The organism is Pseudomonas sp. SJZ103 (genome assembly GCF_007828335.1).
Lineage (GTDB): Bacteria > Pseudomonadota > Gammaproteobacteria > Pseudomonadales > Pseudomonadaceae > Aquipseudomonas.
Genome location: NZ_VIUN01000020.1, coordinates 38,417 through 58,512, shown reverse-complemented (window position 1 = coordinate 58,512; position 20,096 = coordinate 38,417). Strand labels below are relative to the sequence as shown.

Here is a 20,096-nt window from a genome sequence, read left to right as displayed (position 1 = left end):
TCAAATCACCTTTGCTTCCAAACGAAGTTTATCAATCAGCGCCTTCACATCAGCGACCAGCACCCCGCCTTCGCGCGCCATTGGCTCACGCACGCTGACTGTTTTAAGACGAGGTGCGAGATCCACTGAAAGCTCTGTCGCACTGAGGGTTTCAAGCGGCTTTTTCTTGGCTTTCATGATGTTGGGCAGTGAGGCATAACGCGGGGTGTTGAGGCGCAGGTCCGTGGTGATGACCGAAGGCAGGGACAACGCCCGGGTCTCCAAACCGCCATCCACCTCTCGGGTAACCACGACAGTGTCTGCCGACAGCTCGACGTTTGAAGCAAATGTCGCTTGTGGCCAGCCCAACAGCGCGGCGACCGCCTGGCCGGTCTGGCAGGCGTCATCGTCGATGGCCTGCTTGCCAAGAATCAACAGACTTGGCTGCTCACGTTCACAGATCGCCTTCAGCGCCTTGGCGACGCCCAGTGGCTGCACCTGAATGTCGGTTTGCACCAGAATCGCCCGGTCCGCTCCCAGGGCCAAACCGGTCCGCAGCACGTCCTGACAAGCCTGGGTGCCGATGGAGACCAGCACCACTTCGCTGGCGATACCGGCTTCCTTGAGCGCGACCGCTTCTTCCACGGCAATTTCATCGAAAGGGTTCATTGACATTTTTACGTTGCTCAGATCAACACCCGAGCCATCAGGTTTGACGCGCGGTTTGGCGTTGTAATCGATAACCCTCTTGACGGCGACCAGCACTTTCATAACGGACCTGCCCGATAACCTGAATGATGTTCAGTATACTGAACTCCGCTCAGGTTATCTGTCAATCCTGAAAGCGTTCCGCTCACACGTCAGTGATGACCATCATGGCCCAGCGGTTGATCCTGGCCCATAGGGTGAGTCGGCTTGAGGCGAAGTTATGCATATGCGCCATCGAGGGTACGACAAACACCGACACGTCGCGGGCCTGGGCAAACGCACTGGGCTCCAATTGCGGATGCTGACTGACATCTCGCTCCCCCATGGCCATCAGCACGGGGACCGTGATCAGGTTCGCCTCTTCACGAATAAATCCTTCAGACATCATCGCCACCGCGCAGGGCGGAACGGTCAAGCTGCCAAACGCAGGGGCCGTGAGTCGGATGGGGTAGCCCCCCGCCATATCAGCCTCAAGGATGTCCTGAGGAACGTCTTCCCAGTGAAAGGGATAGACGAAATCCACGATTTGCAGGCTTGATTGCTGCACAGACAGCTCGGCTGGAGCAGCCTCGCGTCCTTGGTTATGGGCGTCGATACCGCGCTTTACATCCTCGGGATTACGCTGTGGCAATACCGTATGCAATGCGCTGTAGCCCAACGCCGCCACCGCATCAAAGGTCGCGTGCCGCCCTTGCATGATCAGCGTGATGCAGCCGCCCATCGATTGACCGATACCCACCTTGCGCAGCATTGGCAACGCGGCGTAGCCCTCGGTCAACGTGCCGCTGCGCAATAGCTCGATCACTTGACGCACCGCGCTGTCATTCGCCGCAGCCAGGTGCTCGACGGTATAGGCGCCGAGGTGCTCCGTGGAGCTGTCGCCAACACCCAGATGATCGTAGGCAATGAAAATCAGCCCCTGCGCGCAGTGATATTCGGCTTCGCTGTAGCCTGCGTGGCCGGCAAATGACATGTCGTAATAGTGACGCGTGTAGCCGCCACCCGGCGAGGCGAAGATAGCGACCGGCGGCTGGGTCAAGCGGTCGACATCCGGCAAATACACCGTCATCGCCACCCGATGCGGGCCTGGCAGGGGAATCACCGCACTGACATCGACGTGCATGTCCAAGCGTTTGCTGATAGAGAAAGCACTCATAGATCACTCTCGTTTTTGTTGTGAGCATCAAGGATGGGGAGAGCACGTAGACTCGCGCCATACGTCGGCACTCCCCTGTGAGGAACTTACGGCATGCGATTTATATTTGTAAACACCGTTCACAATAACTGAATAGTGTGGGAGGATGAGTGCGTTCGAGGCCTTATCGACACCAGCGCAGGTTGCGGTTGGAACAGGTGCTGGACTTTCCAAGACACTGCTAACAGGCAGGTAAAGACATGAAAACAATAATAAGCACGTCTGTTTTGTTACTTTCGATCATGGTGTTCGCTGCCGCAGTGAATGAAATTCGCATCGCGAATCCTCAGGCGGCAATCAATAATTGCAAGATGAATCCCCTTCAGTGCGTGACACCCTCCGTGAGCTTTGCCTCGCTGCGTTGAGGCGTCGGCTGGCATCTGGGCTCATCTGTGCTCGCTCGCAGCCATTGCTGCGAGCGAGTATTCGACTGCCCAGCGATATCCAGCGCCGGGATTCCCCTTAGGACAACAACGCCCTTAAAGTACTGATCAAGCCCAATGGCTGATCCAGCATCAAATGGTGATGCCCCTGCGGCATGACTACCGGTCCTCTGGCATTGGGCAGTCTCGCCAGGACTGCGCCAATACGTTCCGCACGGGCGCTACTGACCACCTGGCTAAGCTCACCACAGACAAAATCCAGCGGCACCGTGATCTGTTGCAAGACAGACTCACCGTCGCGTTCAAATAGTGCAAACGGCAGGTCGGGATCGAACTTCCAGGTCCATCCCTGTTCGGTCTCACGCAACGAATGCCGTGCGATGTATTCACGCGCCCATTGATGGGCCGGCTGCTCAGGCATCAGACGAAAGCGCTGCATTGCGGTGGCGGCATCCGGATAGACATTGCCGCCGTATTGACGCTGCACAGGTGGTGTGTCGGTGTCGATAAACGCGACATAGCTGTCGACCACCACGGCGCGATGAATCAACTCGGGGCAGACCGAACACGCCCGAAGTACACGGGTACCGCCGTAGCTGTGGCCCACCAGGGTAGCGGTGCCCATGTCGGCGTGTTCGATCACCGCTCGTAAGTCTTCGACGAACACTTCAGCGCTGTACTGCGTCCGCCAGGCGCTGTCGCCCATGCCGCTGAAGTCCAGGGCAAACACCCGATAGTTTTCGCGAAAAAACGGCGCGATAAAGTCCCACCAGTGCGCATGTCCACGGTAGCCATGGGCGAACAGCAACGCCGGTTTGTGCCGCTCCTCTTCGTTCCAGGCCAGGTAATGCACCGCGACGCCCTCGCTCGTAGCGAAATGAGAGCGTGCGGGACACCCGATAGCCTGGTCGAACCAGGCCGGTGTTTGCTCATTGAAGGTCGTCATATCACAGCAGTTCACTGTAGCGTTCGACATGGTGATCAGCGTCTCCCCAGGTCATGTCGATGCAGGTCAGTCGCTTGAAATACCAACCCACCGCCAGTTCATCGGTCATGCCCATCCCTCCGTGCAATTGCACCGCCTGTTGCCCGATGAGGCGACCTGCCCGCCCGATCAAGGCTTTGGCAGCCGACACCGCCTTGCACCGTTCTACGGCCGGCCCGTCTAGGCAGGACGCCGCATACAGGGTGATTGAGCGGGACTGTTCGACACAGCCCAGCATGTCGGCAAGGCGGTGCTGAAGTGACTGAAAGCTGCCAATCGCCTTGCCAAACTGCTTGCGGGTCTGCAGGTAGTCGACGGTCAGCTCGGTGAGTCTGGCCATGCAGCCCACAGCCTCGGCACACAGGGCAAAGAGACCACGATCAACCGCCCAATCCAGGTCGTCGAACCCCAGATCAACACGGCCCAGCAAGGCTTCAGCGTTGACATGAACATCGATCAGTCTGATCTCGGCGACACGTTGACCATCGAGCCCGGAAAAGCCTTTGATTTCAACACCGGCGGCCGTGGCGGGCACCAGGAACAGACTGATACCCTGCTGGTCGCGCTGCCGGCCAGAGGTGCGCGCAGAAACGATGAGCCAATCGGCTGAATCACCGTGGGCCACCACGGCTTTTTGCCCGTTGAGCACATATCCATTATTCGAACGCTTGGCGTCGGTCAACACATCATCCAAATCGAAACGAGCCTGTGGCTCCAGCGCCGCCAGCGCTACGCGCAACGAGCCGGCCGCCAATTCGCCCAGCAAATCGCTCTTGAGTGCGTCAGTGGCCGATTTACCGATCAGCGCTGCACCGACCACGGCGGTGGGCAGATACGGCTCAAGCAACAACCCCCGGCCAAACGCCTCCATGACCATCATGGTTTCTGCCGGGCCGGCCGCCAGCCCTCCATAAACTTCGGCAACGTTCAACGCCAACAACCCGGTGTCGGCCAGAGCGGCCCAGTTTTCCGTCGACCAACCTTGTGCGGTCTGCGCCAGCTTGCGGCGGTTTTCAAATGCGTACTCGCGCTCAATGAAGCGGTTGACCAGGTCGGTCAGCATTCTTTGTTCTTCGTTCAGCGAAAAATCCATGGCAGTACCCTCATGGCCAACCCATCCACCGGCTCGTCGCCCCAGCGTCGCGCACGTGAATGGGCCGATCCGTCGACAGTCAGAGACCAAGCGTCAACTTGGCGATAATGTTCTTCTGCACCTCGTTGGAGCCGCCATAGATCGAAATCTTGCGCCAATCGAGGTAGTGCGCCGCCAAGGCGTTGAGCAACTCGCCATTGGCCGTGTCGACCTGCGCATCGGCCTCCATTGCCTCGCTGGTGAACGGCACAGCGTAAGGGCCGGCACATTCCATGATGAGCTCGGTCAGGGTCTGCTGGATTTCCGATCCGCGCACCTTCAGCAGTGACGCTTCGATGCCCGTGCTTTGTTGCTTTTGCTCTTGGTCGATCAACCGCAGTAGAGACCACTCATGGGCCAGTAACTCCATTTCTATACGCACGACTTTGTCGCGAAAGCGCGCATCTTCGATCAGTGGTTTTCCGTGTTTGCCGACGCTGGCGGCAATTTCCTTCAAGCGCCGCATGAAGCGCTTGCAGTTACCCAGTCCGGCAATGTTGGTTCGTTCATGCCCCAGCAAATACTTGGCGATATTCCAGCCTCGGTGTTCTTCGCCCACCAGATTCTCGACCGGGACCTTGACGTTATCGAAGAACACTTCGTTGACATCATGGCCGCCGTCCAGGGTCTTGATCGGGCGCACCTGGATGCCGGGGGTGTTCATTTCGATCAATAGAAACGAAATACCTTCCTGCTGGCGTCCCGACGCATCGGTACGCACCAGACAAAAAATCCAATTGGCCCATTGGGCAAACGAAGTCCAGATTTTTTGACCAGTGACGCGATAAAAGTCACCCTCGCGTTCGGCCCGGCAGCTCAGTGACGACAGGTCCGAACCGGCTCCGGGTTCCGAATAGCCCTGACACCACCAGTCCTCCATGCTGAGAATGCGCGGCAGAAAGCGCTCTTGCTGAGCCGTGGTGCCAAACTTCTGCAGCACCGGCGCGACCATCGATAGCCCGAACGGCATTTGTCTGGGCGCGCCGGCACAGAAACATTCCTCGTCGAATATATTGCGCTGGGCTGAGTTCCAGCCGGCACCCCCGAAGGACTGTGGCCACGCTGGCGCGCCCCAGCCCTGGGCCGCAAGAATGCGCTGCCAACGAACGTAGTCTTCGCGCACCGGATGCTTGAAATTGAGCACACGGTCGCGGATGTCAGCCGGAAGTTGGGTGGCAACGAATTCACGCACGTGCTGACGGAAGGCTTTGTCTTCTGCGCTTTCACTTAGGTTCATAGGCTTATCTCAAATCAGTACGATCAGGCCGTTATTGAGCACTACAACGTCACGCGCCTCGATCCGCGCACGCAGGTGCCATTGACCGTTGTCACCTTTCCAGAACTGAAAGCGCAGGGTCTCGCCGGGATAGACCGGTGCGGTAAACCGCGCAGCGACACGCTTGAGTCGACTGGCATCGCCCCCCGCGAGGCAACTGATCGCCGCGAACGCCGCCATGCCATAAGTCGCCAGGCCGTGCAGGATCGGTTTGCTGAAACCGGCTTTGGCCGCGATCTGCGGGTCCGCGTGCAGCGGATTGGAATCCCCCGACAAACGATAGATCAAGGCCGCCTGGGCCGGCGAAGCCAATTCGAACTCTGCATCCGGTGCGCGCTCAGGCACACCCGGTAAGCCCACAGGCGGCTCGTCGGACACGCCTGACACTTCACTGAAACCACCGTCGCCACGTAGAAACGAGATCTGCCGGGTTTCGGCAATCCGTTCACCGCTTTCGGTATCGATGATGTCGCGCAGCAGCTCTACAATCGCGCCCTTACCAACACCCTTGTCGCAGATCCGGCTGACCCGGGTACGGCTGGTCACAGTGCCACTGGCTGGCATCGGTTTGAACAAGCAGGTGTCTTGCTCACCGTGAACCAGTTTGAGGTAGTCGATTCCGGTCTCAGGATTGCGCATCCACGATTTTGGCCAAGCAATTGCTGCCGCCAGGGTCGGCACAGCTTGCAGATCTTTTTCGTAGGTGAACCGCAACTGGTTGGCATCCATAGGGTCGCCACCCACGCCCAGGCCCAATGCGTAAATGATGCTGTCGCGCTCAGTCCAGGTCTGGGTGACGTCTTCTATGGGCCAGTGTTTGACTTTGTCGTAGTTCAGCATGTTCGGGTCCTCAGGGTTTCCAGGCGCAGTGATGGGTTGACCGACGGTTCAGATCGGGTCCCAGCTGTAGACTTCATGAGTCTGTTGCAACGGCAGGAAACTGGCGCGCAACGCCGGAATGGCGTGTTCGGCGACCGATTGCGCGGTCCAGCCGGCGTCGCGGTGTACTGAGCGAACCACCCGTGGCTGGCTGACCAGCATGATTTCGTTGGAGCGCACATAGAAAATCTGACCCGAAACATCCTTGGCCGCATCGCTCGCCAGGAACACCGCCAAGGGTGCCTGCTTGGAGGGGTGCATCATTTTTTCCATGCGTTCGGCTTGCAGCTTTTTCTCCGGGGTGTCGGTGGGGACCGCGCCGATCATGCGGCTCCAGGCGGCCGGCGAGATGCAGTTGGAACGTACGCCAAAAGCCGCCATGTCCAGCGCTATCGCCTTGGACATGCCCACGATACCCAGCTTGGCGGCCGCATAATTGACCTGGCCGACGTTACCCACCAGGCCGGTGTTGGAGGTCATGTGAATGTAAGAGCCGCCGTTTTGCTGGCGAAAGTGCGGTGCGGCAGCCCGCGCCAGGAAAAACGAACCGTTGAGATGGACGTTAAGCACTGCCAGCCATTCTTGCTCGTCCATCTTGTGGAACATCCGGTCACGCAGAATGCCGGCATTGTTAACCACCACATCAATACGCCCAAAGGTGTCCATGGCGGTCTGCACGATACGGTGCGCAGAATCCCAGCCCGCGACGCTGTCGGTACTGGCTACGGCATCGCCCCCCAGCGCTTTGATCTCGTTGACCACTTGCTGCGCAGGTCCTGCATCCTGGCCCTCGCCGTGTACTGAAGAACCGAGATCATTCACCACCACACGGGCGCCTTCAGCCGCCATTTCCAGGGCGATGGCACGACCGATGCCGTTGCCGGCGCCACTGACGACTACAACCTTACCTTCCAGCATTGCACTCATGTCTGCGTCCTCTAGTCATTATTTGAGCGCCGGGAGCAGTTCCCGCCACGCTATCGATAGCTTTCGTCTGGCCTGTAGCCCACGGGTGATGCTTACAGGTCGTCCGGGAATTCGGGTTTGCGTTTTTCCATGAAACTGGCGATGCCTTCTTTGTAGTCGGGGCCCTGATTGGCAATCGGCATGTCCAACCCGGCGCTCATCACCGCTTCATGACAGGTCTGGAATGGCACTTCCCAGAGTTGCTGCTTCATCACTCGCATTGAACGTGGAGAACAGTTTTCAACCAGATCCCGGGCATAGGCGTAAGTCTCTTCAACCAACCGATCTGCCGGGATAGCCCGGTTGACCATCCCCATGCGCTCGGCCTCACGACCTTTGATCTTGCGGCCCGACAACAACAGGTCCAGGGCATGGGCATGGCCGACGTGGCGCTCAAGAATCCACGCCATGCCATATTCAGCCGTCAACCCGCGACGAGCGAATGCGGTGGTGATGGTGGCGTCCTCGGCCACAAACCGGATGTCACAGAACAGCGCGTGAATCAGCCCGATTCCGACCGTAGCGCCATTGAGCATGGCAATCACCGGCTTCGGAATGGCCGGGTAATAGGAACAGCGCGTCTGCCAATCCGGACGCTGGCGCATGTCGAACGGGCGCGGCAGCTTGGTCATCAAGCGGTTCGGATCGCCGCCAAAACTGTTGATGTCGCCGCCGGCACAGAAGGCCTTGCCCGCGCCGGTGAAGACGATGACCCGCACGCCTTTGTCCGCGCCGGCCTTTTGCATCGCGTCGTAGACGTCGGTAGCGACCGCGTCGTTCCAGGTGTTGAGCTGATCGGGTCGGTTGAGGGTAATGGTCGCAATGCGATCCTTGACCTCATACAGAATCGTTTCATAGCGAGGAGCTTCAACGCTCATGGGTGACTCCTGTCAGAAAGAACGTGGCAGCCCGAGAATGTGCTCGGCCACGTAGGAAAGGATCAAGTTGGTGGAGATGGGCGCAACCTGATACAGACGCGTCTCTCTGAACTTGCGCTCGACGTCATATTCACACGCGAAACCAAAGCCGCCATGGGTTTGCAGACAGGCATTGGCGGCCTTCCAGGACGAGGTCGCCGCAAGGTGCTTGGCCATGTTGGCTTCGGCGCCGCACGGTTGGTGGCTGTCAAACAACGAGCAGGCCTGGTACCGCATCAGGTCAGCGGCCCGGATGTCCATATAAGCTTCAGCAATCGGAAATTGAATGCCCTGGTTCTTGCCGATCGGCCGGTCGAACACGATGCGGTCATTGGCATACTGAGTGGCGCGATCAACGAACCAGTAACCATCACCGATGCACTCAGCAGCAATCAATGCACGTTCCGCATTCAGGCCATCGAGGATGTACTTGAACCCCATGCCCTCTTCGCCGATCAGGTTTTCTTCCGGAATCTCCAGGTTGTCGAAAAACAGCTCGTTGGTCTCGTGGTTGACCATGTTCGGAATCGGCTGCACGGTCAGGCCGTTGCCAATGGCGCTGTGCAGGTCGACCAAAAAGCACGACAAGCCCTCGGACTTTTTCTTTACATCAGCCAGCGGCGTGGTACGCGCCAGCAGAATCATCAGGTCCGAATGCTGTACCCGCGAGATCCAGACCTTCTGCCCGTTGACCACGTAACGACCGTCTTTTTTGACGGCCATGGTTTTCATTTTGGTGGTGTCGGTACCCGTCGAAGGCTCGGTGACCGCCATGGACTGCAAGCGCAGTTCACCACTGGCGATTTTCGGCAGGTACAGCTGCTTTTGTGCTTCTGAGCCATTACGCAGCAGGGTATTCATGTTGTACATCTGGCCGTGACAGAACCCAGAGTTGCCGCCATTGCGATTGATCTCTTCCATGATCACCGACGCTTCGGTGAGTCCCAGACCCGAGCCACCGTACTGTTCGGGGATCAGCGCGGCCATCCAGCCGGCATGGGTCAACGCATCGACAAAGGCTTCCGGGTAAGACCGTTCATGGTCGATCTTGCGCCAGTACTCGTTCGGGTATTCGGCACACAGATCGCGCAAGGAGTCGCGCAGGTCACGGTACGGATCGTTGTTGGCGTGTTTCATCGTGTTCTTCTCCGGAAAAATCAGGCGTTCTCTGCGATCAGGCCGCCATCGCGGGCCAACTGCGCCAAGTGATGGTCGGTATCACCGAACATGAATTCGAGCATCGACAGGCGACGCATGTAGTGGCCGACCTGACACTCTTCGGTGACACCGATGCCGCCATGCAACTGCACGGCTGTTTGCGAGACGAAACGTGCCGAACGACCGATTTGCACTTTGGCGGCGCAGATCGCCCGGCGGCGTTCCAGAGGATCCGGGTCATTGCTCATCATGCTGGCGTAAAGCGCCATGCTGCGGGCCTGCTCGGTCATCACCAGCATGTCTACCGCCTTGTGCTGCAGACTCTGGAAAGAGCCGATGGCCACCCCAAACTGTTTGCGCACTTTGAGGTACTCCACAGTCATCGTCTGCGCTTGTTCCATAGCACCCACGGCTTCAGCGCACAGCGCCGCAATGGCGGCATCGACCGTCTGCTCGATTGATTCAAGGGCCTTGCCGGCTTCACCCAACAGGGCCGCCGGGCCGACCCTGACCTGGGACAAACGGATGTCGGCAGCGCGCAGTTGGTCCTGCATCCTGTAGCCACGACGTGAAACGCCTTCGGCCTGCGCATCGACCACAAATAAAGCGATGCCGTCACGCTCACGTCGGTCACCGCTGACACGGGCCGAGACCAGCAGCTTGTCGGCGCAGTCGCCATGCAGCACGAAGCGCTTGGCGCCATCGAGAATCCACTCATCGCCGTCTTGCCGGGCGGTGGTCGCCACGTCAGCCAGGTCATAGCGGGACTGGTCTTCACTGTGGGCAAAGGCTAGCAGCAGTTCTCCGCCGATCAACCCCGGCAGCAAATCTGCACGTTGTGCGGGGCTGGCCGATGCGCGTAGCAGCCCACCCGCCAGCACCACCGTCGCCAGGTAAGGCTCAAGCAGCAGGGAGTGCCCCATGGCCTCCATCACAATCATGGTCTCCACCGATCCACCGTCGAAGCCGCCGTCCTCTTCCGAAAACGGCAACCCGAGCAGCCCCAGTTCGGCAAACTGCGCCCACAATCGCCGGCTCCAGCCGTCTGGCTGCACCAGGTAACGCCCCCTCTGATCAAAGCTGTATTGATCGGCCACCAGACGCTCGACCGCGTCTTTGAGCATGCGTTGTTCTTCGTTAAGATCGAAATTCATGCTTAAAGCCCCAGCAACGTCTTGGCGAGAATGTTGTGCTGAACTTCATTGGAGCCACCCACAATGGAGACGTGGCGAACCCAGTAGTAATTCGGCGCGATGGTCAGGGCCCAGTCATGCTCTCCGGACGCCGTATTTTCGCCGGTGACAAACGACAGATCGAACTCCAGTGCGTTGTAGCCAGCGACCTCCATCAACAATTCAGTGGCCACCTGTTGCAGTTCGGAGCCTTTCATCTTGAGGATCGAGCTGCGCGGATCCGGGACGTGACCATATTTTTCGCTGTCCGCGATAACGCGCATCTGGGTCATTTCAAGCGCTTTGAGTTCCACTTCAATGGACGCTACGCGCTCGCGAAAGCGCGGCTCGTCCGCCAGGCAACCATCACCGATGCTCACGCTGCGCGCCAGTTGCTTGGCGCGCCTTACGCGAAACTTCGACAGGCCCACCCGAGCAATCCCTCCGCGCTCACTGCCCAGCAGGAATTTGGCGACATCCCACCCCTTGTTCACTTCTCCAATGACATTGGCGACCGGCACGCGCACGTTGTCGAGGAACATTTCGTTGGTTTCGTGATGCCCGTCCAGGGTGATGATCGGACGGACCGTGATACCCGGCGTGCGCATGTCCATCAGCAAAAACGTGATGCCCTGTTGTTTTTTCGCCGTGGCATCGGTACGCACCAGCATGAAACACCAGTCGGCATGGTGCGCGGTCGAAGTCCACATTTTCTGGCCGTTGATCACGTACTCGTCACCGTCACGTACCGCGCTGGTACGCAAGGAGGCCAGGTCCGACCCTGCACCCGGCTCCGAAAAGCCCTGGCAGAACCAGTAGTCCATGTTGGCGACACGCGGCAAGAATTCGCGTTTCTGCGCCTCGGTACCAAAGGCAATCAACACCGGACCGATCATGTTCATATTGAACGAGATCGGTTCTGGCGCCGGAGCCATGTGCAGCTCTTCCTTGAAGATGTATTGCTGGGTTGCGGTCCAGCCCTGCCCCCCCCATTGCGGGGACCAGGCAGGGGCTGCCCAACCCTTGGCGTTCAGAATGCGCACCCAGTCGACCATCTCATCTTTGGAGATGCGCTGGCCAGACTCCACCTTGCGCCGAACTGCCACCGGCAGCGCACTTTTAAGGAACGCTCGCACTTCATCGCGAAAGGCGACTTCCTCAGCCGTAAAGCGTAGATCCATGGAGACATTCCTTCTCAGTCGATGATGCCGTCGCCACGCAACGCGGCAATTTCGCTGGCACTGAACCACGCGGCGAGCGCGGCATTGGTGTTCTCAGGGGTAACCGGTTTTGGCGCCGTCGGGGTCGAAGGCTCGCTGCGGGAAAAACGCGGTGCCGGGGCTGGCTGCACTACGCCATCGACCTTCACGAAGGTTCCGCGCGCTTTAAGATGTGGATGCTCGGTCGCTTCGGTAAAGCTCAGTACGCCGGCCGCGCAGGCGTCGCTGGCCTCCAGCAGGCTGACCCACTCCTCACGGCTGCGACTGAGGAAGCGCTCGGCGATAATCTGTTTGGCTTTAGGCCAGGCGCTACGATCCATCTGTGCCCCCAAGCTGACGGGATCAATATCCATCAGGCTCAGCAGCTGATCGTAAAACTTGCTTTCGATCGGTCCGACGCTGATGAATTTTCCGTCCTTGCAGGCATAGCAGTCATAGAACGGTGAACCGCTGTCCGTGATGTTGGTGCCGCGCCCTTCTTTCCATATGCCGGCGGCGAGCATGCCGAAAAAGGTGGTTGCCAAGTGCGCTGCACCATCGACGATGGCCGCATCGACCACCTGGCCTTTGCCGGACTGCCGGGCTTCCAGGACACCCGCGAGAATACCCAGGGCCAGGTACAGCGAACCGCCCGCATAATCACCCAGTAGATTAAGAGGAATGGTGGGTGGTTGACCTTCACGACCAATGGCATCGAGCACCCCTGTCAGTGCCAGGTAGTTGAGGTCATGACCGGCATACGCTGCCATCGGCCCGGTCTGGCCCCAACCCGTCATGCGCCCGTAAATCAGCTGAGGGTTACGCGCCAGGCAGTCATCGGGCCCCAGTCCCAGACGCTCGGTGACACCGGGACGGAAACCTTCGATCAGCGCGTCGGCTTGTTCGACCAGCTTAAGCACCGTCTCTACGCCCATCGGGTCTTTGAGATCCAGGGCAATCGCATAGCGATTGCGCAATAACGTGTTGTATTGCAGTGGGCGCTCGATTCCCAACGTGACCGGTTCCTTGCGATCCACCCGAATCACGGTCGCGCCCAGGTCGGCCAACAGCATCGCGCACATCGGTCCGGGGCCGATGCCGGCCAGTTCGACCACTTTGAAGCCGGTGAGCGGACCGGCCATGATTATTTCCGCCCCTTGTTGCGCATCGCTTCCCATTGATCTTCCGACCAGCCCTGCATGGCACGGGCAGTCGGGCCGCCAACGCCCTGCATCCAGCGTCCACCATCGATCACGATCATTTCACCGGTGATGTAGCCAGAGCCATCACAGGCAAGGTAGCTGTACAGATCAGCCAATTCCTGATGCTCACCAAAACGCCGCAGCGGCACACTCAGGTCTTGCGGTTCCACTTGAGAGCCTTGCGGATAGAGCTGCTCCCAGGCACCCGGGGTCGGAAACAACCCAGGCGCCACACAGTTCAAGCGAATGCCTTTAGGGCCCCACTCCACCGCCAGACTACGGGTCATCGCCAACACTCCGGCCTTGGCCGCCGCGCTGGGGGCTGTGAATGCCGAACCGGTCATGGTCGGCGTTGACACAGTACTGATTACATTGCCCGGACGGCCTTCAGCGATCCAGCGCTTCCCGGCGGCGATCGCGCAATAGAAGCTGCCATGCAGCACGATATCCAGCACCGCATCGACCGCACGAGACGAAAGGGTTTCGGTGCGCGCGATAAAATTAGCCGCTGCGTTGCACAACAATACGTCCAGGGGGCCGTCCCGCCAGATAGTTTCCATCATCGTTTCGACCGATTCGGCGTCGCGTACATCGACCTGCACCGCGCTGACGCGAACCCCTGGCATGGCCTCGCGGAACTCGGCCAGCGTCGCGTTCAGGACCTCCAGGCGACGCCCGGCGATCACCAGTTCGGCACCCAGTTCCAGGTAACGCCTGCCGATGCTTTTACCCAGCCCTGTACCGCCACCCGTGATCAGGATTTTCTTTCCGGCCAACAAATCACTTGCATACATGGCATCAATTCCCGCTAAAGGTCGGTGGGCGTTTTTCCATAAAGGCCGCAACGGCCTCCAGGTGATCCTGGGTCTGGCGGGTCAAGGGGTTAAGATCGACTTCCCGGCGCCAGGCGGCGCTGATGGTGTTATTGCCGTTGACCAGGCTTGCCTTGAGCAGCGCGAGGGTCACGGGCGGAAGTTGTGCCAGCCGCGAGGCGCGCGACAACGCCAGGGCCAACGCCTCACCGGGCTCCGCAACTTGGTTGAACAGCCCGATACGCCCTGCCTCAACGCCATCAAAGGAGGCGCCACTGAGCATCAATTCCCGCGCTTTACCACCGCCCACTTTTTGCGGCAGGGTCCACAGCACACCGGTGTCCGGGAGTAACCCGACCTTGACGAAGGCACACGAAAGCTTCGAAGCAGCACTGCCGATGGCCAAATCGCAGGCTGCCGCCAGCGAGACCCCGGCGCCCATGCAGTTGCCTTCGACGGCGGCAACCACAGGTTTGCTTCCTGTAAAGATCAAGCGAAACAGGCGCGTGCCGATGGCGATCCGTTCACGCATGGCGAGCAGCGAAGAATCTACAGAGGTCATCTCGGACAGGTCTCCCCCCGCACAGAAATGACCACCAGCGCCCGTCAGCACGATGGCTCGACTCTCGCTGTCTTCGTTAAACAACATATGGAAGGTGTCCAGTAACGCCAGACGCATCTTCATCGAGAACGCATTCCTGCGTTCCGGGTAGTTCATCGTGACCACAGCCACCGCGCCTTCGCGGTGCACCTGGACGATGTCGTTGTGTTCGCTCATCGGTATCTCCCTACTGGCCGGTGAAGACAGGCGCGCGTTTCTCGATAAAGGCGCTGGCGGCCTCCAGATGGTCTTTGGATTGGCGCAGCAACGGCTGAAAGTCGATTTCGGCACGCAATGAGGCGTCCATATCATCGGCACCGAAGGTGAGCGCGGCCTTGAGCAACGCCATGCCTAAAGGCGGTTGTTTGGCCAGCTCCCTGGCATAGGCAACGGCTGCCGCCAAGGCTTGCCCAGGCTCAACCAACTGATTGACCAAGCCAATACGCGCCGCTTCGACGCCATCGATTTCTCGCGCCAGGGACAGCAGTTCACGTGCTTTGCTCATACCGATTTTTTTCGGCAGCGTCCAAAGAATGCCAGTGTCGGGAATCAACCCGATGCGCAGGAATGCCGCGCAGAAACGCGCCGAAGAAGACGCCACGATGTAGTCGGTTGCCACGGCCAACGACAGGCCAGCGCCGAACGCAATGCCCTCTACCGCACAAATCACCGGTTTCGGGCCACCCAGCATGTCGCGCACGACCTGGCAGGATTCATCGAGTATTTCCCGGCTTTGCAACACGGTGCGCTGGACCATTTCGGAAATATCGGCACCCGCGCTGAACTGGCCGTCGGCGCCCGTCAGTACGATGGCCCGCGAATCCGGATCGGCCACCAACAGGTGATGGAGGGTGTCGCGCAGGGTCAAGCGCATCTGCCGGCCCAGCGCATTGCGTCGCTGCGGGTTAGCAATGGTCACGATCGCGATTTCACCCTCGCGAGTGACCTGGATACGCTCGTCCGCATGTTTCAGGTTGAAAGCATTCATGTCTGCTGCTCCTTAGTTGCCGACGAAAACCGCAGGGCGTTTTTCCATGAAGGCTTTGGTCGCCTCGACGTGGTCCTGGCTGCGACGCAAAAGCGGTTGCAGATTGACTTCGGTTTCGATCCCTTCATCCAGTGAATCGATACCGTTGGCTAATGCAGTCTTCAGGTGCGCAATAGCCAGCGGCGGCATCAGCGCATACTCATGCGCAACCTTCAGCGCGGCGGCCAACGCCGTCCCCGGCTCGACCTGTTGATTGGCAAAGCCGATGCGGGCAGCCTCTTTTCCATTGAACTCCTGGGTGGTAAGCATTAATTCCCGGGCCTTGCCGGCGCCCACACGCTGGCTCAGTGACCAGAACAAACCCGTATCCGGCATCAGCCCCACCTTGAGGAATGCGCAGGCGAAGCGGGCATTGGATGCGCAGACCACATAGTCGCTGGCCGCTGCCAGTGACACCCCAGCGCCCATGGCAACGCCTTCGACGGCAGCGACTATGGCTTTGGGGCCTTCGACCATTAGCTTGAAAATGTCCAGAGGCAACTGGTTACGTTCGCGGTATTCCAGAACGGTGCGCGCCTGCATCTCGGAAATATCGCCACCTGCGCAGAAAGTACCGGCGGCACCTGTTAGAACAATGGCCCGGCACGGATCGCGGTGCATCAGTTGATTCAGACGTTTAAGCAGGGCTTGGCGCATCCTCAACGAGAATGCGTTGCGACGCTTGGGGTAGTTGAGGGTAACGATAGCCACCGCGCCTTGATGTTCAATGTAAACGATGTCATCCGAAGCCACGTGTTCAGAACTGCTCATAGTGTGTCCGCCGTACCAAGAATGAGGGTCGCCTGGCTGGACAGAACGCCGCCGTTACCATGGGCAATCGCCAGTTTCGCCTGCGGGACCTGCCTCGCATCGCACAGCCCCATCAACTGCTGCGTGGCTTCGACCATGGTGAATAGCCCGTACATCCCGGGGTGCACACAGGAAAGACCGCCGCCATTGGTGTTGACTGCCAGATGGCCACCGGGGGCTATGCCTCCATTGGCGACAAAGTTGCCGCCCTCGCCCTTCGGACAAAAACCCAGGTCTTCGAGAAACAGGATCGGGTTGATGGTGAACGCGTCGTACAACATCACCACATCGACATCAGCAGGCCCTACGCCGGCCATGGTGTAGGCGCGCTTTCCAGACTCGCGCGCCGCCGTCACGGTGAGGTCGGCCATGGAAGCGATTTCGCGGTGGCTGGTGGCCGAACCCGCGCCCAACAGGTAGGCCGGCTTGCTGGCTAAATCCCGTGCACGATCGGCCCGCACCATGACCACGGCGGCGGCACCATCGGTCACCAGGCAGCAATCGCGCACGCTCAGTGGGTCGGACACCATCCGGGCGCCAAGCACATCGTCAATGCTCAGGTCATCACGCATGTAGGCCTCGGGGTTGAGCTGCGCCCATTTGCGGGCCGCCACTGCCACCTCAGCTAAATGCTCGCGGGTGGTGCCGTACTGGTGCATATGGCGAGCGGCTGCCAGGGCATAAGACGACACCGGATTCATCGGTCGGTAAGGCGTCTCCCACGGCGAGGGCCGCGAGGACTGGATCAGTTTTCCGGAGGCGCTTTTCTGGTTACTGCCATAGGCGATCAACGCGACGTCAATCTGCCCGGTCGCCAGGGCCATCGCCGCTGTATGAGCATAAATCTGGAACGCAGAACCGCCGGTACGGTTGTTGTCGGTAAACGTCGGGTGAATACCCAGGTATTCGGCAAAGGTCAGTCCAGACAACATGTCATCCGGCACACACACAAACAGCCCATCGACGTCAGCCGGGGTTAATCCCACCTGGGCCAGCGCCTTGACGCTCGCGCTGGCGGCAAGGTCCATGGAAGAAAGGCCGGGGGCTTCACCGATACCGTAAGTGGCAGCGGCAACAATTGCCGTACGCCCACGCAAGTTGTAATCCATAGGGTCCTGCCTTGTTGTTATGGCTGCAGGTAAATAGAAAGACACTGGCTCTTTGAAGCGATGCTCGTCAAACCGGTTCGAAAATCAGCACCGCCACATCACTGGCGTCACGCACGATACGGGCCTGAACGTTTTGCCCGATCTGCACGGCCTCAGGCTCGATCCCTTCGACGCGGCTCATCATGCGCACGCCTTCAGCGAGGTCGATCAGGGCTACGTTGTAATGAGGTGTCGGAGGGCGCTGACGAACGACGGTGGTGGAATACACCACGCCACGGCCGCTGGCCGGGACCCATTCAAGGTCAGTGCGCCCGGATCCCGGCTCGGCAACACGCGGATAGAAGACGAAAGCACCGCTCTGCCGACTGCGCTGCAGCATGAATCGCCCCTCGGAGAGATGGCACTGGTAATCAGACTCAGGGAGCAAGGCATCCATGGGTTTTACCTTCGTATATTCGCAGAAAATAAGTTGTTTTTATGAACGTCATTCCGAATAGTAAACGCCGTTCTTCTGCAACGTCAAGCATGCTGCATCTATTGCGTACTCACAAGATATACATAATACCGAACGGTATTTTCATATTTTTTGCCTGATCCCTCCTCAAATATCTCCCCTGCAGATTTTTTGAAAGCCTCCAAGACGCGCCAGCCACCCGTAAAATCTCGGATATACAGGGTTCTCAGCCCTCTGCGAGGGTCCATCCCCTGCATTCAGCTTAAATGCGCTTGACACAAAACCTGAACGACGTTTACTTTTACGAACGACGTTCAGAAACATGGACGCCGGCTTCTGACAGCGTTGCATTGGCCGAACCCGTTGGTAGGTTCGAGCCGCCGCCGTAACCAGTGTGTTTGGGGAGTGAGCATAACCGTGACGTACGAACTGACCGATGATCAGCGTGAAATTCAGGATCTGGTCCGCCGAGTAGCCAGGGACAAGGTCGCCCCACGTGCCGACGCTATCGACCGCACTGGTGAATATCCTCACGATATGTTCGCCCTTCTCAAAGAGCTTGGCTTGTTTGCCCTGCCGTTCCCTGAGGAATACGGCGGCACCAACAGTTTGTTGTCTGCCTGTATAGCGGTCGAAGAGCTGGGCCGGGTTTGCTACAACACCGGCTATCTGTTGGTGGTTCAGTGGACACCGTTCGGCGCGATCCTGGGCGGCGGAACTGAAGAACAGAAGCAGCGATTGTTGCCGGGCTTGGCGTCGGGTGATTTACGCGGCGCGCTGTCGTTGACCGAGCCGCAGAGTGGTTCTGACGTGTCCGGAATCAAGACCACGGCGCGTAGAACCGAAGGCGGCTATGTGCTCAATGGTGCAAAAATCTGGTGCACCAACTCGCACATCGCCGATTTCATCCTCGTGGCGGCCAAAACCGTGGCCGAAGACGGCACCCCGCTGGGGATCAACCTGTTCATTGTCGACCGGACGACACCTGGCCTGACCATTGGCGCTCCCGAACACAAGATGGGGGCACGCGGCATTCCCGCCTGCGCACTGTTTTTCGACGATGCCTTCATCACCGATGACAACCGCCTCGGCCCCGAAGGCGGCGAAGGATTCAAAGTCGCTATGGAGGCGCTGAACACCAGCCGCCCCTTGATTGCAGCCAGGGCGGTAGGTTTGGCGCAAGGCGCCATCGATCATGCCATTGACTACATCCAGAATCGAATGGCGTTCAAACAGAAAATCAGTGACTTCCAAGGTATTCGCTGGATGGTCGCCGACATGGTGGCCCAGACCGAAGCCGCACGCCAGCTGGTGTACCGCACCGCCTCTATGGTTGACGCCGGTATTAGCGGGCGGGCGCTCGCCCCTATGGCGGCCATGGCAAAAATGTTCGCCTCGGACGTAGCCATGAAAGTCGCGACCGATGCCGTCCAGCTGTTCGGAGCCGCCGGCATTTCCAATGAGTACCCGATCAACCGCTATTTCCGTGATGCCAAGGTGATCCAGATCATTGAGGGCACCAACCAGATCCAGCGAAACATTATCGCCGACAGCGTATTGGGCCGAGTGGCCCGGCGCGACGCCTCATGACTTCAGCGCGCAGTGACCTATCACCCGCACTCACCAACAAGAACGAGAAAGGACAAAACCATGGAGCAGATTGAGACCGTAGGCCTGGGCATCCATTGGGAAGATCTGTCTGTAGGGAGGAAATTCCAGACCGTCGGGCGCACCGTGACGGAAACCGATGTCGTCAACTTCGTTTCCGTGACAGGCATGCTCGAAGTGTTGTTCACCAACATTGAATTTCTCAAGGAGCAATCTGCGATCAAAGGTCGTGTTGCCCCTGGCGCACTGGTCTTTACCTTCGCGGAGGGTCTGCTGACTCAAGCGACCATGCAAGGGGTTGGCTTTGCGTTCCTGAACATGGAACTGGACATCAAGGCACCGGTGTTCGTCGGCGATACCATTCACGTCGAATGCGAGGTCATCGAGTGCCGCGAAAGCGCCAATCGCCCGGGGCTCGGTCTGGTGCGCACGCGTAACCGGATCATCAAGCAAGATGGCACGCTGGTGCAGGTCTACACCCCGCTGCGCCTGGTCAAAGGCAAAGACTATAAGGGTAATTGACC

20 protein-coding genes are annotated in these 20,096 nt (G+C 59.0%); 2 read left to right on the top strand and 18 right to left on the bottom strand.

The window, feature by feature from the left end; all coding sequences use genetic code 11:
* The 18 genes from FBY10_RS28850 to FBY10_RS28765 form a co-directional block, all read right to left on the bottom strand.
* Positions 1-750, bottom strand: a complete 750-nt coding sequence (locus FBY10_RS28850) for an electron transfer flavoprotein subunit beta/FixA family protein (RefSeq protein ID WP_145338580.1) — start codon at positions 748-750, stop codon at positions 1-3.
* A gap of 82 nt (positions 751-832) precedes the next feature.
* Positions 833-1,843, bottom strand: coding sequence for an alpha/beta hydrolase (locus FBY10_RS28845; RefSeq protein ID WP_145338579.1), 1,011 nt, complete (start codon positions 1,841-1,843; stop codon positions 833-835).
* A 501-nt stretch (positions 1,844-2,344) separates the two neighbouring features.
* Positions 2,345-3,211, bottom strand: coding sequence for an alpha/beta fold hydrolase (locus FBY10_RS28840; RefSeq protein WP_145338578.1), 867 nt, complete (start codon positions 3,209-3,211; stop codon positions 2,345-2,347).
* A gap of 1 nt (position 3,212) precedes the next feature.
* The gene (locus FBY10_RS28835) at positions 3,213-4,343 is read right to left on the bottom strand and encodes an acyl-CoA dehydrogenase family protein (RefSeq protein ID WP_145338577.1); all 1,131 of its coding nucleotides are present in this window, start codon (positions 4,341-4,343) and stop codon (positions 3,213-3,215) included.
* A 79-nt stretch (positions 4,344-4,422) separates the two neighbouring features.
* Positions 4,423-5,619, bottom strand: coding sequence for an acyl-CoA dehydrogenase family protein (locus tag FBY10_RS28830; RefSeq protein WP_145338576.1), 1,197 nt, complete (start codon positions 5,617-5,619; stop codon positions 4,423-4,425).
* Positions 5,620-5,628: 9 nt separating this feature from the next.
* On the bottom strand, positions 5,629-6,498 hold the full coding sequence (locus FBY10_RS28825) for a MaoC/PaaZ C-terminal domain-containing protein (protein ID WP_145338575.1): 870 nt from the start codon (positions 6,496-6,498) through the stop codon (positions 5,629-5,631).
* Positions 6,499-6,546: 48 nt separating this feature from the next.
* On the bottom strand, positions 6,547-7,464 hold the full coding sequence (locus FBY10_RS28820; protein WP_218571054.1) for an SDR family NAD(P)-dependent oxidoreductase: 918 nt from the start codon (positions 7,462-7,464) through the stop codon (positions 6,547-6,549).
* A 92-nt stretch (positions 7,465-7,556) separates the two neighbouring features.
* The gene (locus tag FBY10_RS28815; RefSeq protein ID WP_145338574.1) at positions 7,557-8,381 is read right to left on the bottom strand and encodes an enoyl-CoA hydratase; all 825 of its coding nucleotides are present in this window, start codon (positions 8,379-8,381) and stop codon (positions 7,557-7,559) included.
* A gap of 12 nt (positions 8,382-8,393) precedes the next feature.
* The gene (locus tag FBY10_RS28810; protein WP_145338573.1) at positions 8,394-9,557 is read right to left on the bottom strand and encodes an acyl-CoA dehydrogenase family protein; all 1,164 of its coding nucleotides are present in this window, start codon (positions 9,555-9,557) and stop codon (positions 8,394-8,396) included.
* Between the two features lie 20 nt (positions 9,558-9,577).
* Entirely contained in the window at positions 9,578-10,732 is a 1,155-nt protein-coding gene (locus FBY10_RS28805; RefSeq protein WP_145338572.1) for an acyl-CoA dehydrogenase family protein, read from the bottom strand.
* A gap of 2 nt (positions 10,733-10,734) precedes the next feature.
* On the bottom strand, positions 10,735-11,931 hold the full coding sequence (locus FBY10_RS28800; protein WP_145338571.1) for an acyl-CoA dehydrogenase family protein: 1,197 nt from the start codon (positions 11,929-11,931) through the stop codon (positions 10,735-10,737).
* Between the two features lie 14 nt (positions 11,932-11,945).
* Positions 11,946-13,091, bottom strand: coding sequence for a CaiB/BaiF CoA-transferase family protein (locus FBY10_RS28795; protein WP_145338570.1), 1,146 nt, complete (start codon positions 13,089-13,091; stop codon positions 11,946-11,948).
* 2 nt (positions 13,092-13,093) lie between these two features.
* Positions 13,094-13,945: an SDR family oxidoreductase gene (locus FBY10_RS28790; protein WP_145338569.1), complete on the bottom strand. Its 852-nt coding sequence runs from the start codon at positions 13,943-13,945 to the stop codon at positions 13,094-13,096.
* 4 nt (positions 13,946-13,949) lie between these two features.
* The gene (locus FBY10_RS28785; RefSeq protein WP_145338568.1) at positions 13,950-14,741 is read right to left on the bottom strand and encodes an enoyl-CoA hydratase/isomerase family protein; all 792 of its coding nucleotides are present in this window, start codon (positions 14,739-14,741) and stop codon (positions 13,950-13,952) included.
* A gap of 10 nt (positions 14,742-14,751) precedes the next feature.
* Complete coding sequence (locus FBY10_RS28780) at positions 14,752-15,552, bottom strand: enoyl-CoA hydratase/isomerase family protein (protein WP_145338567.1); 801 nt, start codon at positions 15,550-15,552, stop codon at positions 14,752-14,754.
* Between the two features lie 12 nt (positions 15,553-15,564).
* Positions 15,565-16,362 carry an enoyl-CoA hydratase/isomerase family protein gene (locus FBY10_RS28775; protein WP_145338566.1) on the bottom strand — a complete coding sequence of 266 codons (798 nt, stop codon included), beginning with the start codon at positions 16,360-16,362 and terminating at the stop codon, positions 15,565-15,567.
* Complete coding sequence (locus FBY10_RS28770) at positions 16,359-17,510, bottom strand: thiolase (RefSeq protein ID WP_145338565.1); 1,152 nt, start codon at positions 17,508-17,510, stop codon at positions 16,359-16,361. The genes FBY10_RS28775 and FBY10_RS28770 overlap by 4 nt, the downstream gene beginning before the upstream one ends.
* Before the next feature lie 67 nt (positions 17,511-17,577).
* The gene (locus FBY10_RS28765; RefSeq protein ID WP_145338564.1) at positions 17,578-17,946 is read right to left on the bottom strand and encodes a Zn-ribbon domain-containing OB-fold protein; all 369 of its coding nucleotides are present in this window, start codon (positions 17,944-17,946) and stop codon (positions 17,578-17,580) included.
* Positions 17,947-18,381: 435 nt separating this feature from the next.
* On the opposite strand from FBY10_RS28765, the gene FBY10_RS28760 reads away from it, so the two are divergent.
* The gene (locus tag FBY10_RS28760) at positions 18,382-19,554 is read left to right on the top strand and encodes an acyl-CoA dehydrogenase family protein (protein ID WP_145338563.1); all 1,173 of its coding nucleotides are present in this window, start codon (positions 18,382-18,384) and stop codon (positions 19,552-19,554) included.
* A 60-nt stretch (positions 19,555-19,614) separates the two neighbouring features.
* Positions 19,615-20,094 carry a MaoC/PaaZ C-terminal domain-containing protein gene (locus tag FBY10_RS28755; protein WP_145338562.1) on the top strand — a complete coding sequence of 160 codons (480 nt, stop codon included), beginning with the start codon at positions 19,615-19,617 and terminating at the stop codon, positions 20,092-20,094.
* The last annotated feature ends 2 nt before the right edge of the window (positions 20,095-20,096 follow it).

Coding starts and splice junctions, on each gene's coding strand:
- FBY10_RS28840 (WP_145338578.1), bottom strand. CDS start 3,211: ATGACGACCTTCAATGAGCAAACACCGGCCTGGTTCGACCAGGCTATC.
- FBY10_RS28785 (WP_145338568.1), bottom strand. CDS start 14,741: ATGAGCGAACACAACGACATCGTCCAGGTGCACCGCGAAGGCGCGGTG.
- FBY10_RS28770 (WP_145338565.1), bottom strand. CDS start 17,510: ATGGATTACAACTTGCGTGGGCGTACGGCAATTGTTGCCGCTGCCACT.
- FBY10_RS28805 (WP_145338572.1), bottom strand. CDS start 10,732: ATGAATTTCGATCTTAACGAAGAACAACGCATGCTCAAAGACGCGGTC.
- FBY10_RS28800 (WP_145338571.1), bottom strand. CDS start 11,931: ATGGATCTACGCTTTACGGCTGAGGAAGTCGCCTTTCGCGATGAAGTG.
- FBY10_RS28775 (WP_145338566.1), bottom strand. CDS start 16,362: ATGAGCAGTTCTGAACACGTGGCTTCGGATGACATCGTTTACATTGAA.
- FBY10_RS28790 (WP_145338569.1), bottom strand. CDS start 13,945: ATGTATGCAAGTGATTTGTTGGCCGGAAAGAAAATCCTGATCACGGGT.
- FBY10_RS28845 (WP_145338579.1), bottom strand. CDS start 1,843: ATGAGTGCTTTCTCTATCAGCAAACGCTTGGACATGCACGTCGATGTC.
- FBY10_RS28815 (WP_145338574.1), bottom strand. CDS start 8,381: ATGAGCGTTGAAGCTCCTCGCTATGAAACGATTCTGTATGAGGTCAAG.
- FBY10_RS28810 (WP_145338573.1), bottom strand. CDS start 9,557: ATGAAACACGCCAACAACGATCCGTACCGTGACCTGCGCGACTCCTTG.
- FBY10_RS28835 (WP_145338577.1), bottom strand. CDS start 4,343: ATGGATTTTTCGCTGAACGAAGAACAAAGAATGCTGACCGACCTGGTC.
- FBY10_RS28795 (WP_145338570.1), bottom strand. CDS start 13,091: ATGGCCGGTCCGCTCACCGGCTTCAAAGTGGTCGAACTGGCCGGCATC.
- FBY10_RS28850 (WP_145338580.1), bottom strand. CDS start 750: ATGAAAGTGCTGGTCGCCGTCAAGAGGGTTATCGATTACAACGCCAAA.
- FBY10_RS28820 (WP_218571054.1), bottom strand. CDS start 7,464: ATGAGTGCAATGCTGGAAGGTAAGGTTGTAGTCGTCAGTGGCGCCGGC.
- FBY10_RS28765 (WP_145338564.1), bottom strand. CDS start 17,946: ATGGATGCCTTGCTCCCTGAGTCTGATTACCAGTGCCATCTCTCCGAG.
- FBY10_RS28830 (WP_145338576.1), bottom strand. CDS start 5,619: ATGAACCTAAGTGAAAGCGCAGAAGACAAAGCCTTCCGTCAGCACGTG.
- FBY10_RS28755 (WP_145338562.1), top strand. CDS start 19,615: ATGGAGCAGATTGAGACCGTAGGCCTGGGCATCCATTGGGAAGATCTG.
- FBY10_RS28825 (WP_145338575.1), bottom strand. CDS start 6,498: ATGCTGAACTACGACAAAGTCAAACACTGGCCCATAGAAGACGTCACC.
- FBY10_RS28780 (WP_145338567.1), bottom strand. CDS start 15,552: ATGAATGCTTTCAACCTGAAACATGCGGACGAGCGTATCCAGGTCACT.